At 71.8% G+C, this 12,939-nt stretch carries 9 protein-coding genes; all 9 read left to right on the top strand.

The window, feature by feature from the left end; all coding sequences use genetic code 11:
* Nucleotides 1–45 precede the first annotated feature (45 nt).
* Entirely contained in the window at nucleotides 46–1,572 is a 1,527-nt protein-coding gene (locus LRD69_RS09795; RefSeq protein ID WP_277326171.1) for a CYTH and CHAD domain-containing protein, read from the top strand.
* 50 nt (nucleotides 1,573–1,622) lie between these two features.
* Entirely contained in the window at nucleotides 1,623–3,548 is a 1,926-nt protein-coding gene (locus tag LRD69_RS09790; RefSeq protein ID WP_277326170.1) for a TIGR03960 family B12-binding radical SAM protein, read from the top strand.
* 86 nt (nucleotides 3,549–3,634) lie between these two features.
* On the top strand, nucleotides 3,635–4,864 hold the full coding sequence (locus LRD69_RS09785) for a hypothetical protein (protein ID WP_277326169.1): 1,230 nt from the start codon (nucleotides 3,635–3,637) through the stop codon (nucleotides 4,862–4,864).
* Between the two features lie 123 nt (nucleotides 4,865–4,987).
* Nucleotides 4,988–5,770 carry a TIGR03936 family radical SAM-associated protein gene (locus LRD69_RS09780; protein ID WP_277326168.1) on the top strand — a complete coding sequence of 261 codons (783 nt, stop codon included), beginning with the start codon at nucleotides 4,988–4,990 and terminating at the stop codon, nucleotides 5,768–5,770.
* 232 nt (nucleotides 5,771–6,002) lie between these two features.
* A complete protein-coding gene (locus LRD69_RS09775; RefSeq protein ID WP_277326167.1) occupies nucleotides 6,003–10,013 on the top strand; it encodes an Rne/Rng family ribonuclease in 4,011 nt (1,336 codons plus the stop codon).
* Nucleotides 10,014–10,312: 299 nt separating this feature from the next.
* On the top strand, nucleotides 10,313–11,065 hold the full coding sequence (locus tag LRD69_RS09770) for a phosphocholine cytidylyltransferase family protein (RefSeq protein ID WP_277326166.1): 753 nt from the start codon (nucleotides 10,313–10,315) through the stop codon (nucleotides 11,063–11,065).
* On the top strand, nucleotides 11,053–12,114 hold the full coding sequence (locus LRD69_RS09765) for an iron-containing alcohol dehydrogenase family protein (protein ID WP_277326165.1): 1,062 nt from the start codon (nucleotides 11,053–11,055) through the stop codon (nucleotides 12,112–12,114). The genes LRD69_RS09770 and LRD69_RS09765 overlap by 13 nt, the downstream gene beginning before the upstream one ends.
* 195 nt (nucleotides 12,115–12,309) lie before the next feature.
* Nucleotides 12,310–12,630 (top strand): 50S ribosomal protein L21, encoded by a 321-nt coding sequence (gene rplU / locus LRD69_RS09760; RefSeq protein ID WP_030921216.1) that lies wholly within the window; start codon nucleotides 12,310–12,312, stop codon nucleotides 12,628–12,630.
* Nucleotides 12,631–12,644: 14 nt separating this feature from the next.
* Nucleotides 12,645–12,902 (top strand): 50S ribosomal protein L27, encoded by a 258-nt coding sequence (gene rpmA, locus LRD69_RS09755; protein WP_028813462.1) that lies wholly within the window; start codon nucleotides 12,645–12,647, stop codon nucleotides 12,900–12,902.
* Nucleotides 12,903–12,939 lie beyond the last annotated feature (37 nt).

The following is a 12,939-nucleotide window of genomic DNA, read 5'->3' as shown; positions in this document are numbered from 1 at the left end:
CAGGGCCCTCTGCCCGAGGCCGCCGAACACGACTAAATTCGGTGTATGGCGGACTCGAAGCGCGAGATCGAGCGAAAGTACGAAGCCACCGTCGACACCCGGCTCCCCGACCTCACCCGGGTGGCCGGGGTCGCGGCCGTGGACCACCGCGGCGTCATGGAACTCGACGCCGTCTACTACGACACCGAGGACCAGCGGCTCGCCGCCGACTCCCTCACCCTGCGCCGCCGCACCGGCGGCGACGACGCGGGCTGGCATCTCAAGTTCCCCGTCGCCACCGGCATCCGCGACGAGATCCAGGCCCCCCTCTCCGACACCCTGCCGCCCGGCCTCGCCGCGCTCCTGCGCTCCCGGGTCCGCGAGACGGAGCTCGTCCCCGTCGTCCGGCTGCGCTCCGCCCGGGACGTCCACCACCTGCTCGACTCCCACGGCGCCCTGCTGGCCGAACTCAGCGTCGACGACGTCCGGGCCGAACGGCTCACCGGCGGCAGCTCCACGGCCGCCTGGACCGAGATCGAGGTCGAGCTCGCCGACGACGGCGACCCCGCCTTCCTCGACTCCGTCGAACGACGACTGCGCAAAGCAGGCGTACGCCCGTCCGCATCCGCGTCCAAACTGGCCCGTGCCCTTGCCGAGACCGCCCCGAAGGAAGAACGCTCCAGGAAGAAGGGGGCCACACCCCCGCCCCGGACGGCCGGCGACCACGTCATGGCCTACGCACGCGACCAGATCACCGCCATCGTCGCCCTCGACCCCGCCGTGCGCCGCGGCCTCCCCGACTCCGTACACCAGATGCGGGTCGCCACCCGCAGACTGCGCAGCGCCTTCAGGACGTACCGCAAGATCCTCGACCGGACCGTCACCGACCCGCTCGGCGACGAGCTGAAATGGCTGGCGGCCGAGCTCGGCATCGACCGCGACCAGGAGGTCCTCGACGAGCGCCTGCGCGGCCGGATCGCCGACCTGTCCCGCACCCTGGTCCTCGGCCCGGTCCGCGCCCGGCTCCGGATCTGGTCCGCGGCCCACCGGTCCGGCTCCCGGCATCGGACCGTCGGCGTACTCGACGGGAAGCGCTACCTGGCGCTGCTGGAGAGCCTCGACATACTCATGGCTGCCCCGCCGCTGCTGCCCGCCGCGGCCAGGACCCCCCACGACGCGCTGCCCCGCGCCGTGCTCAAGGACTACGCGCGCCTCGCCACCCGCATCGGTCACGCCCTGGAACTGCGGCCCGGTCACGAGCGCGACCTCGCCCTGCACGAGGCCCGCAAGGCGGCCAAGCGCGCCCGGTACGCGGGGGAGGCGGCCACCCCCGCGCTGGGCGGCGCCGCCAAGAAGTTCGCCCGCCGGATGAAGGCCGTACAGTCCGTCCTCGGCGACCACCAGGACAGCGTCGTCGCCCGTGAGACCCTGCGCACCCTGGCCGCCCAGGCGCACGCCGCAGGGGAGTCCGCGTTCACCTGGGGACTGCTGTACGGGCACGAGGAAGCCGCCGCGGCGGCTCGCGAACAGGAGCTGCCCGCGGTGTGGGCGCGGGCGTCCCGGCCGAAATTGCGAGCGGCGCTGGAAGGCTGAGCGCCGGGGTACGCTGGATGGTCACCCCTGTCGGCTCTCGAAAGTTCGCGATGTCTGTCGAATCGGTCTTCCCACAGCTCGAAGCTCTGCTCCCGCATGTGCAGAAGCCCATCCAGTACGTCGGCGGTGAACTGAACTCCACCGTCAAGCCGTGGGACGAGTGCGACGTCCGCTGGGCGCTGATGTACCCGGACGCGTACGAGGTCGGACTGCCCAACCAGGGCGTCATGATCCTCTACGAGGTACTCAACGAGCGCGACGGCGTCATGGCCGAGCGCACCTACAGCGTCTGGCCGGACCTCGAGGAGCTGATGCGCGAGCACCGGGTCCCGCAGTTCACCGTGGACAGCCACCGCCCGGTGAAGGCGTTCGACGTCTTCGGGCTGAGCTTCTCCACCGAGCTCGGCTACACGAACATGCTCACCGCCCTGGACCTCGCGGGCATCCCGCTCGACGCGCGGGACCGCGGCCTCGACGACCCGATCGTCCTCGCCGGCGGGCACGCCGCGTTCAACCCCGAGCCGATCGCGGAGTTCATCGACTGCGCGGTCATCGGCGACGGCGAGCAGGCGGTCCTGGAGATCACCGAGATCATCCGCGCCTGGAAGGCCGAGGGCCGCCCCGGCGGGCGCGAGGAGGTGCTCTTCCGCCTCGCGAAGACCGGTGGCGTCTACGTACCGCGGTTCTACGACGTCGAGTACCTCCCCGACGGCCGCATCAGCCGCGTCGTACCCAACAAGTCGGGCGTGCCGTGGCGGGTCTCCAAGCACACCGTCATGGACCTCGACGAGTGGCCGTACCCGAAGCAGCCCCTCGTCCCCCTCGCGGAGACCGTCCACGAGCGGATGTCCGTCGAGATCTTCCGCGGCTGCACCCGCGGCTGCCGTTTCTGCCAGGCCGGCATGATCACGCGCCCCGTGCGGGAGCGAAGCATCACCGGCATCGGCGACATGGTCGAGAAGGGTCTCAAGGCGACGGGCTTCGAGGAGGTCGGCCTGCTGTCCCTGTCCTCCGCGGACCACACCGAGATCGGCGAGATCGCCAAGGGCCTCGCCGACCGGTACACCGAGGACAAGATCGGCCTCTCTCTGCCCTCGACCCGCGTCGACGCGTTCAACGTCGACCTGGCCAACGAGCTGACCCGCAACGGCCGCCGTTCGGGCCTCACCTTCGCCCCCGAGGGCGGCTCCGAGCGCATGCGCAAGGTCATCAACAAGATGGTCTCGGAAGAGGACCTCATCCGGACCGTCGCCACCGCGTACGGCAACGGCTGGCGCCAGGTGAAGCTCTACTTCATGTGCGGCCTGCCCACCGAGACCGACGAGGACGTCCTCCAGATCGGTGACATGGCGGTCAACGTGATCGCCAAGGGCCGCGAGGTCTCCGGGCAGAACGACATCCGCTGCACCGTCTCCATCGGCGGCTTCGTACCCAAGCCGCACACGCCGTTCCAGTGGGCCCCGCAGCTCAGCGCCGAGGAGACCGACGCGCGCCTGGAGAAGCTGCGCGACAAGATCCGCGGCGACAAGAAGTACGGCCGCTCGATCGGCTTCCGCTACCACGACGGCAAGCCCGGCATCGTCGAGGGCCTGCTCTCGCGCGGCGACCGCCGTGTCGGCTCCGTCATCCGTGCCGTCTACGAGGCCGGCGGCCGCTTCGACGGCTGGCGCGAGCACTTCTCGTACGACCGCTGGATGGCCTGCGCCGAGAAGACGCTCCCCGGGTTCGGCGTGGACGTCGACTGGTACACCACCCGTGAGCGCACGTACGAGGAGGTCCTGCCCTGGGACCACCTGGACTCCGGTCTCGACAAGGACTGGCTCTGGGAGGACTGGCAGGACTCGCTCGACGAGACCGAGGTCGAGGACTGCCGCTGGACCCCGTGCTTCGACTGCGGTGTGTGTCCTCAGATGGACACGAGCATCCAGATCGGCCCGACCGGAAAGAAGCTGCTTCCGCTGTCGGTCGTGAAGTAACGCCGGACGTCACCGTTCGGGTGACAGCTCGATGACGAAGACCCGGCCCGGGAAACCCTGGGCCGGGTCTTCGCGTCCTGTCCGGCATGGACCAGGAGAAGCAGCCCCGCCCGTACGGCAACCAGCAGGCGCCCGTGCCCTACGGGTCCGGCGAAGGCTGTCTGACCACGCTCGTCAGGATTCCGGTACGGATCGTGGTGCTCGTGATCGTCCTGCCCGTACGGATGGTCTGGGACGCCCTCGTCGCCACCGCCCGCGCGGCCGACCGGGTGCTGCTGCGCCCCCTGGGGCGGGCCCTGTCCTGGCTGGGCCGCGTGCTCGTCGTGATCCCGCTGGTCCGCCTGTACGCGTCAGTGCTCACCCCGTTCGGCCACGCACTGCGATGGGTGGCCGCCGTGGCCGGCCGGGGGCTGCTGTGGCTGGGGGCGGCCCTCTTCGTGCGGCCGTGGGTGGCGCTGTGGCGGTATGTGGTCGTGCCCGTGGTCCGCCACGGGATCGTGGCGCCGATGGCCTGGCTGTACGTGTCGGTGCTCACCCCGATCGGGCATGGGCTGCGGTGGGTGTACCGCGAGCTGCTCGCACCGGCCGGGCGGGGCCTCGCCGCCGCGATCGGCCGGGTGCTCACCGCTCTCCTCGTGTGGCCGGTGGTCGGCGTATGGCGTTACGTCCTGGTGCCGCTCGCGCTCGCCCTCGCCTGGCTCGCGAAGAACCTGATCGTCGCGCCGCTGGCCTGGACGTACCGGGCACTGCTCACCCCGTTCGGCCACGGCATCGCATGGCTGGCCGGCGTGGTGGCGAACGGTGTCGTCGCGGTGGCCCGGGGGCTGGGCGCAGCCGTCGCGCGGGTGGTCATGACGGTGCTCGTCATCCCTGCGGGGTGGATCCGGCGGCGGGTCCTCGTCCCGGCCGGCCGGGAGATCGCCGCCGCGATCGTTGTCGCCTGGCGCATCGCCGGATTCGTCTCGCGGGCGGTCGGCCGCGCCCTCGCCCGGCTAGCGTGGTATCTCGTCGGTGCTCCGGCGGCCTGGACCTATCGCACGGTGTGCACACCCGTCGGACATTTCGTACGCGATGCGGTCTGGGCCCCCGCCAGGCGCGCCGCCGCCGAGGCGGGACGCGCGGCCCGCGGCGCCCTGCGCACCGCCCGCGAGACCGTGCGCCAGGCCCGCCGCGACGCATGGCGGGCACTGGTCGGCGGGGGTCCGCTCCCCGAGCCCCGGGAACCGGTCGGCTCCCTTGCGCGTACTCTGGGTAGTACAACGACTGTGCCCAGCGCGGCGCCCGAACCAGAGATCTCCCTGCGAAAGCAGGGGTGAGCCGGACCGGACACCCCCGGGACACCCGCATTTCGAGGGCGGCGCGCCACCGCGTCCGCCCCGCACCGAGGAGAAGAACCACTGGGCAAGCGACAGCCCGAAGGCCCGCCGCCCGCACCGGCAGTGCAGCGCATCCGACTGCGCTACACGAAGCGCGGCCGCCTCCGGTTCACCAGTCACCGCGACTTCCAGCGTGCGTTCGAGCGGGCGCTGCGGCGCGCCGAGGTGCCCATGGCCTACTCGGCGGGCTTCACCCCGCACCCCAAGGTGTCGTACGCCAATGCCGCACCCACCGGCACCGGCAGCGAGGCCGAGTTCCTGGAGATCGCGCTCACCGAGCGGCGGGACCCCGGCACACTCCGGGTGCTGCTCGACGAGTCGCTCCCGGCCGGCCTGGACATCACCGACGCCGTGGAGGCCCGCACCTCGGGTCTCGCCGAGCGGCTGACCGCCTCCGTCTGGGAGTTGAGGCTCGACGGGGTCCCGTTCGAGGACGCTGAGAAGGCCGTCGCCGCGTTCCTGGGCGCCGAGACCGTCGAGGTTCAGCGCCGTACGAAGAACGGCATGCGGACGTTCGACGCCCGCGCCGCGGTGGCCGGTCTGGAAGCTGTGGATCCTCAGGCTGATAGGCCCGGGGACAAGCCCTGTGCGATACTGCGGCTGGTTGTTCGGCACGTGACACCTGCCGTGCGACCTGACGACGTCCTGTCCGGTCTCCGCGTTGTGGCCGACCTGGCGCCGCCGGTCCCCGCAGCGGTGACCAGGCTGGCGCAGGGGCTCTTCGACGAGGAGTCCGGCACGGTGACCGACCCGCTCGCGCCCGACCGCGAGGCAGCCCCTGCCGTGTCACCCACGGCCACCGGGACCGCCGTCGCGACGGCGCCGGAAGGTGCAGGTTCCGCGTAAGGCGGTCGTTGTAGCGCAGTCCTCGGACTCGGGAGCCACCTGGGCCGGGCAGCGCGCTGACCCATAAGACTTTCGCCAGGCCGTACGTACATCGCGTAGGGAACCGGCGAGCCAGACATTCAGCTCCCGTGCGGCGCCCGCGCCCCGGACGGCGGTACCGCGTTTCGCATGCGGACCGTGCCGGACCGGAATCAGGTGTGGCGCCCGGGAGCGTGACGGGAGAACCGCCCGCATGCTCGAACCGACCGAGCCCGGCACGACCGGGAACGCCGAAGACAACAACACACCTGGCGACAAGCTGCCGCCGCGCCGCAGGCGCCGCGCGGCGTCCCGCCCCGCCGGACCGCCGTCGGGCGCCGCCGGCGCGGAGGCTGCCGCGCCGGCCATACCGGCCGTTGACGCCGGAGTGTCCGACACCACCACCGAAGAGGCGGAGGCCGCGCCGCCGGCGCGTACCCGCCGCCGCGCGGTCCGCAAGGCGACCGCCCCCGCAGGTGAGCCGCAGGCCGCCGAGACCGCTGTGAGCGCTGCGCCCGCAGAGCCCGCCCCGGCCGCCGAGTCCGTCGAGACCGCTGAGGCGGAAGTCGCCGAGGCGCCGCGCGGGCGTCGCCGGGCGACCCGTAAGGCGACCGCTCCGGCAGCTGCACCGAAGGCCGAGGAGGCGGCTGAGACCGCCGAGGCCGCTGAGACCGCCGAGGTCGTCGAGGCCGCTGAGACCACTGAGGCCGCTGAGGCGCCGCGTGGGCGTCGCCGGGCGTCCCGCAAGGCGACCGCTCCGGCGGGTGCTCCGCCGGCCGCCGAGATCGTCGAGGTCGTGGAGGCCACGCCGGTCGTCGAGACCGAGGCACCCGCGCCGGCCGCCGTCGCCGAGCCCGTCGTGGCCGAGGCCCCCCGTGCCCGTACCCGCCGCCGCGCATCCGCCCCGGCCGGTGCGCCGCAGGCCGCGTCGGCCGGCACGGAGACCCCCGAGACCGAAGAGACCGTGGAGACCGCCCCGGTGGCCGAGGCCGCCGAGCCGGTCGAGGCCCCGCGCGGCCGTCGCCGTGCGGTCCGCAAGGCGACCGCTCCGGCGGGTGCTCCGCCGGCCGCTGAGGTTGCCCCCGCCGAGACCGTGGTCGAGACTCCGGCCGCTGTCGCCGAGGAGCCGGCTGCCGAGCCGGAGGAGGCGGCCGAGACCGCCGAGACCGCCGCGCCGCGTGGCCGTCAGCGCCGCCGGGCCACCGCCGCCGCAGGCCGGCCGGAGTTCACCGGAAAGGTCGAGGAGCCCGCCCGCAAGGGCCGTCGCGCGACGCGCCCCGCTGTGGCCGTCTTCCAGGCGCCGGTCTTCGCCGAGCCGATGTTCCAGACTCCGGAGACCGCCGCAGCCGCCGCCGCGGCCGCCGGCCCCGCCTCGCGTCACGCCGAGGCCGAGGCCGAGGAGGAGATCGAGACGGTCGAGGAGACCGCCGCTGCCGAGGAGGCGGCGCCCGTCGCCGAGGCCGCGCCGCAGACGGGTACCCGCCGTCGTCGCCGCCGTCGCGGCGAGGCCGCCGAGACCGAGCCGGCCGCCGAGCGGACGGCCGCGCCCGCCGCTCCGGCGGAGGAGCCCGTCGAGGAGGAGTACGAGGCGGAGAGCGAAGCCGAGCACGAGGGCGAGGAGACGGACGAGTACGGGGACCGGCCGTCGCGTCGTCGCCGTCGTGGTGGCCGTCGCCGTCGCCGCGGTGATGCCGCCGAGGCGGACGAAACCGCGGAGCAGCACGCCGACGAGCACGCCGCCGACACCTCCGAGGACGAGCGCGAGCGCCTTCAGGAAGCCGAGGAGGAGGAAGAGGAGGACCACGAGGCCTCCGTCTCCGGCTCCAGCAGCAGCCGTCGCCGTCGCCGTCGCCGCCGTCGCAGCGGTGACGCCGCGATCGAGGCCGAAGCCGGTACGGACGACCCGGAGCGTACGGTCGTCAAGGTCCGCGAGCCCCGCAAGAAGGAGGCCGAGCGCGAGCCCGGCACCGGCTTCGACGAGGTCCAGTCCATCAAGGGCTCGACCCGTATGGAGGCGAAGAAGCAGCGCCGCCGCGAAGGCCGTGAGCAGGGCCGCCGGCGCGTCCCGATCATCACCGAGGCGGAGTTCCTGGCCCGCCGCGAGGCCGTCGAGCGGGTGATGATCGTCCGCCAGAACGGCGACCGCACCCAGATCGGCGTCCTCGAGGACAACGTGCTCGTCGAGCACTACGTCAACAAGGAGCAGGCCACCAGCTACGTCGGCAACGTCTACCTGGGCAAGGTGCAGAACGTACTGCCGTCCATGGAGGCCGCCTTCGTCGACATCGGCAAGGGCCGCAACGCCGTCCTGTACGCCGGTGAGGTCAACTTCGAGGCGCTCGGCATGGCCCACGGGCCGCGCCGGATCGAGACCGCGCTGAAGTCCGGTCAGTCCGTCCTCGTCCAGGTGACGAAGGACCCGATCGGTCACAAGGGCGCCCGCCTGACCAGCCAGGTCTCGCTGCCTGGCCGCTACCTGGTCTATGTGCCCGAGGGCTCGATGACCGGCATCAGCCGCAAGCTGCCCGACACCGAGCGCGCCCGGCTGAAGACCATCCTCAAGAAGATCGTTCCCGAGGACGCGGGCGTCATCGTGCGCACCGCCGCCGAGGGCGCGAGCGAGGACGAGCTGCGCCGTGATGTCGAGCGTCTGCAGCAGCAGTGGGAGGACATCCAGAAGAAGTCGAAGAGCAGCGGCAGCTCCAACGCGCCGACCCTGCTCTACGGCGAGCCGGACATGACCGTCCGGGTCGTCCGCGACATCTTCAACGAGGACTTCTCGAAGGTCATCGTCAGCGGTGACGACGCGTGGGAGACCATCCACGGCTACGTCGCGCATGTCGCGCCCGACCTGACGGACCGGCTGTCGCGGTGGACCTCCGAGGTCGACGTCTTCGCCACGTACCGGATCGACGAGCAGCTGATGAAGGCGCTGGACCGGAAGGTCTGGCTGCCCAGCGGCGGCTCGCTGGTGATCGACAAGACCGAGGCGATGGTCGTCGTCGACGTCAACACCGGCAAGTTCACGGGTCAGGGCGGCAACCTCGAGGAGACCGTCACCAGGAACAACCTGGAGGCGGCCGAGGAGATCGTGCGTCAGCTGCGGCTGCGCGACCTCGGCGGCATCGTCGTCATCGACTTCATCGACATGGTCCTGGAGTCCAACCGGGACCTGGTGCTGCGGCGCCTGCTGGAGTGCCTGGGACGCGACCGTACGAAGCACCAGGTTGCCGAGGTCACCTCGCTGGGCCTGGTCCAGATGACCCGTAAGCGGGTGGGCCAGGGTCTGCTGGAGTCCTTCTCCGAGACCTGTGTCCACTGCAACGGGCGCGGCGTGATCGTGCACATGGAGCAGCCGACCGCGGTCGGTGGCGGCGGCAACGGCAAGCGTGCCAAGAAGCGCGGCCGCGGTGGCGTCGGCGAGCAGCCCGAGCACCTCGTCGAGCACGAGCACGAGACCGTCGAGGCCGAGGTGGAGACCGAGGCCGAGGTGGCTGCGGAGGTCGCCGCTCCGGTGGCGCTGCCCGAGCCCGAGTTCGTACCGGACGAGGAGCTGTACAGCAGCCCGGCGGAGGCCGAGGCGGCCGCCACGCGTGGTCGTGGCCGTCGGCGTGCGACCCGCAAGGTCTCGGCTCCGGCCGGTGCCCCGAAGGCCGCACCCGCCGAGGAGCCGGTGGCCGAGCCGGTCGTCGAGCCCGAGCCGGTCGAGGCCCCCGTGGCCGAGGCTCCGCAGGGCCGTACGCGCCGTCGGGCGACCCGTAAGGCGACCGCTCCGGCGGGCTCGCCGGCCCCGGCCGAGCAGGCCGAGCCGGTCGCGGCGCCTGTCGTCGAGACCCCGGTCGTCGAGGCCCCCGTGGCCGAGGCCCCGGTCGTCGAGGCGCCGCAGGCCGAGCCCGCACCCGAGGAGGTGGCCGCTCCGGCCGCCCCGCCGCGTGCCCGGCGCCGGGTGACCCGCAAGGTGACCGCCCCCGCGGGTCCCCCCGCAGGTACGGACGGTGCGGAGATCGTCGTGGTGACGGGCTCCGCCGACACCACCGCCGTCGCCGCGGAGGCTCCGGAATCCGCAGAGGCCGAGGCCCCGGCGAAGAAGGCGGCCCGCAAGACCGCCAAGAAGGCCACCGCCAAGAAGGCGGCCACCAAGAAGACGGCTGCCAAGAAGACCGTCGCGAAGAAGACGACGGCCAAGAAGGCGGCGGCCAAGAAGACGGCAGCGGCGGAGCAGTAGGCGCCCGCGGGTGTTCCGGGCCTCCGCCCGGAACACCCCGCCCGGTCTCCCGCTGCCGTGCAGCAGCCCACGCATGCGGACCGGCCCCGTATCAAGGGGGCCGGTCGGCTGCGTTCGGTGCACCTGCTGCGGCAGACCCGATTCCCGGAGTCCGCGGGAGCGGGACCGGGACCGGCCGGGGCGGCCGGGGCGGCCGCGGCCAGGGTGACCGGGACAACTGTCCGGGGGCCTGGTCCCACGCGCCTGCGACCGGACAATGAACGCGTAGCAAAGAGAACCAAACAGCAAGGAGAACCCTCATGATCGGCCTGATACTCGCAGCCGGTGCCGGACGGCGTCTGCGCCCGTACACCGACACCCTTCCGAAGGCCCTGGTGCCGGTCGGCCCCGAGGGTGACGAGGAGAGCCTCACCGTCGTCGACCTGACGCTGGGCAACTTCGCCGAGGTGGGGCTGACCGAGGTCGCGATCATCGTGGGCTACCGCAAGGAGGCCGTGTACGCCCGCAAGGAGGCCCTCGAGGCGAAGTACGGCGTCTCGATCACGCTGATCGACAACGACAAGGCCGAGGAGTGGAACAACGCGTACTCCCTCTGGTGCGGCCGCGACTCGATCAAGCACAGCGTGATCCTCGCCAACGGTGACACCGTCCACCCGGTCTCCGTCGAGAAGACGCTGCTGGCCGCCCGTGGCGACGGCAAGAAGATCATCCTCGCCCTGGACACGGTGAAGCAGCTCGCCGACGAGGAGATGAAGGTCGTCGTGGACCCCGAGAAGGGCGTCCAGCGGATCACCAAGCTGATGGACCCGGCCGAGGCGACGGGCGAGTACATCGGCGTCACGCTCATCGAGGGCGATGCGGCCGACGAGCTCGCGGACGCGCTGCGGACGACCTTCGAGCGTGATCCGGACCTGTACTACGAGGACGGCTACCAGGAGCTCGTCAACCGCGGCTTCAAGGTCGACGTGGCTCCGATCGGCGATGTCCAGTGGGTCGAGATCGACAACCACGAGGACCTCGCCAAGGGCAGGAAGATCGCGTGCCAGTACTGACCCGCCTCATACCGGCGCCGATCGTCGTCGATATCCGTGCGGGAGCCCTGGCCGACCTCGCGACCGTCCTCGCGGACCAGCGGATCTCCAGCTCGGGCAAGCTGGCGGTCGCAATCAGCGGAGGGTCCGGTCAGGCGCTGCGCGAGCGGCTGTCGCCGAGCCTGCCGAGCGCTTCCTGGTTCGAGGTCGGCGGCGGCACCCTCGAGGATGCGGTCAAGCTCGCCGAGGCCATGAAGTCCGGGCGTTACGACGCCGTGGTCGGCCTCGGCGGCGGCAAGATCATCGACTGTGCGAAGTTCGCCGCGGCGCGTATCGGGCTGCCGCTGGTCGCGGTGGCGACGAACCTCTCCCACGACGGTCTGTGCTCGCCGGTCGCCACGCTGGACAACGACGCGGGCCGAGGCTCGTACGGTGTCCCGAACCCGATCGCGGTCCTGATCGACCTGGACGTCATCCGCGAGGCCCCGGTGCGTTTCGTCCGCTCCGGGATCGGCGACGCGCTGTCCAACATCTCCGCGGTCGCGGACTGGGAGCTGGCCCATCAGGTGAAGGGCGAGGACATCGACGGCCTTGCCGCCGCGATGGCCCGCCAGGCCGGTGAGGCCGTGCTGCGCCATCCCGGCGGGATCGGGGACGACAGCTTCCTGCAGGTGCTGGCCGAGGGGCTGGTGACCACGGGTATCGCGATGTCGGTCGCGGGCGACAGCCGTCCCGCCTCCGGCGCCTGCCACGAGATCAACCACGCCTTCGATCTCCTCCACCCCGAGCGCGCTGCCAGCCACGGCGAGCAGTGCGGTCTGGGCGCGGCGTTCGCGATGCATCTGCGCGGCGCCCACGAGGAGTCCGTGCAGATGGCCCGGACGCTGCGGAGCCACGGTCTGCCCGTGCTGGCCGAGGAGATGGGCTTCAGCGCGGACGAGTTCGTCGAGGTGGTCGAGTTCGCCCCCCGGACCAGACCCGGGCGCTACACGATCCTGGAGCACCTGAACCTGTCCGCCGACGGGATCCGGGACGCCTACAGTGAGTACGTGAAGGCTGTCGAGGCCTGAATCCGTGGCCCGGTTTGACCGGCTGTCCGCGGCCCCGTAGCCTTGACCGTCGGCGTTTGTTCGCCACACCTCTGAGCACTGACCTCCCGCTCGTACGGGAGAGGCCGCTCGTCCAATCCGGATCGTCACGGGTCTCCGGACCCGTGTGAGCGGCTGGCATCAGGGGTTTCCGTTCCGAGCGAGAGTGAGATCCGCGTGTACGCCATCGTGCGCAGCGGTGGCCGCCAGCACAAGGTTGCTGTCGGTGACATCGTTGAGGTTGACAAGATTTCCACTGCCCAGGTTGGCGACACGGTCGAGCTCTCGACCCTGCTCGTGGTCGACGGCGACGCCGTGACCAGCGACCCGTGGGTGCTGGCCGGGATCAAGGTCCAGGCCGAGGTCGTGGACCACCACAAGGGCGCGAAGATCGACATCCTTCGCTACAAGAACAAGACCGGCTACCGCCGTCGCCAGGGTCACCGCCAGCAGTACACGGCGATCAAGGTCACCGGCATTCCCGCGGCTGCGAAGTAAGGGACTGAGAAGACATGGCACACAAGAAGGGCGCATCGTCCACCCGGAACGGGCGCGATTCCAACGCTCAGCGGCTCGGCGTCAAGCGCTTCGGCGGCCAGGCCGTCAACGCCGGTGAGATCCTGGTCCGCCAGCGCGGCACCCACTTCCACCCGGGCACGGGCGTCGGCCGTGGCGGCGACGACACGCTGTTCGCGCTCGCCGCTGGTGCGGTCGAGTTCGGTACCCACCGTGGTCGCAAGGTCGTGAACATCGTTCCGATCGCCGAGTAATTTCGGCGCTCGTCGAGCGGTTTCTGCGGAGGCGGAC

Origin of the sequence: Streptomyces sp. JH14 (assembly GCF_029428675.1) — a bacterium.
Lineage (GTDB): Bacteria > Actinomycetota > Actinomycetes > Streptomycetales > Streptomycetaceae > Streptomyces.
This window is presented reverse-complemented; position numbering and strand designations above follow the sequence as displayed.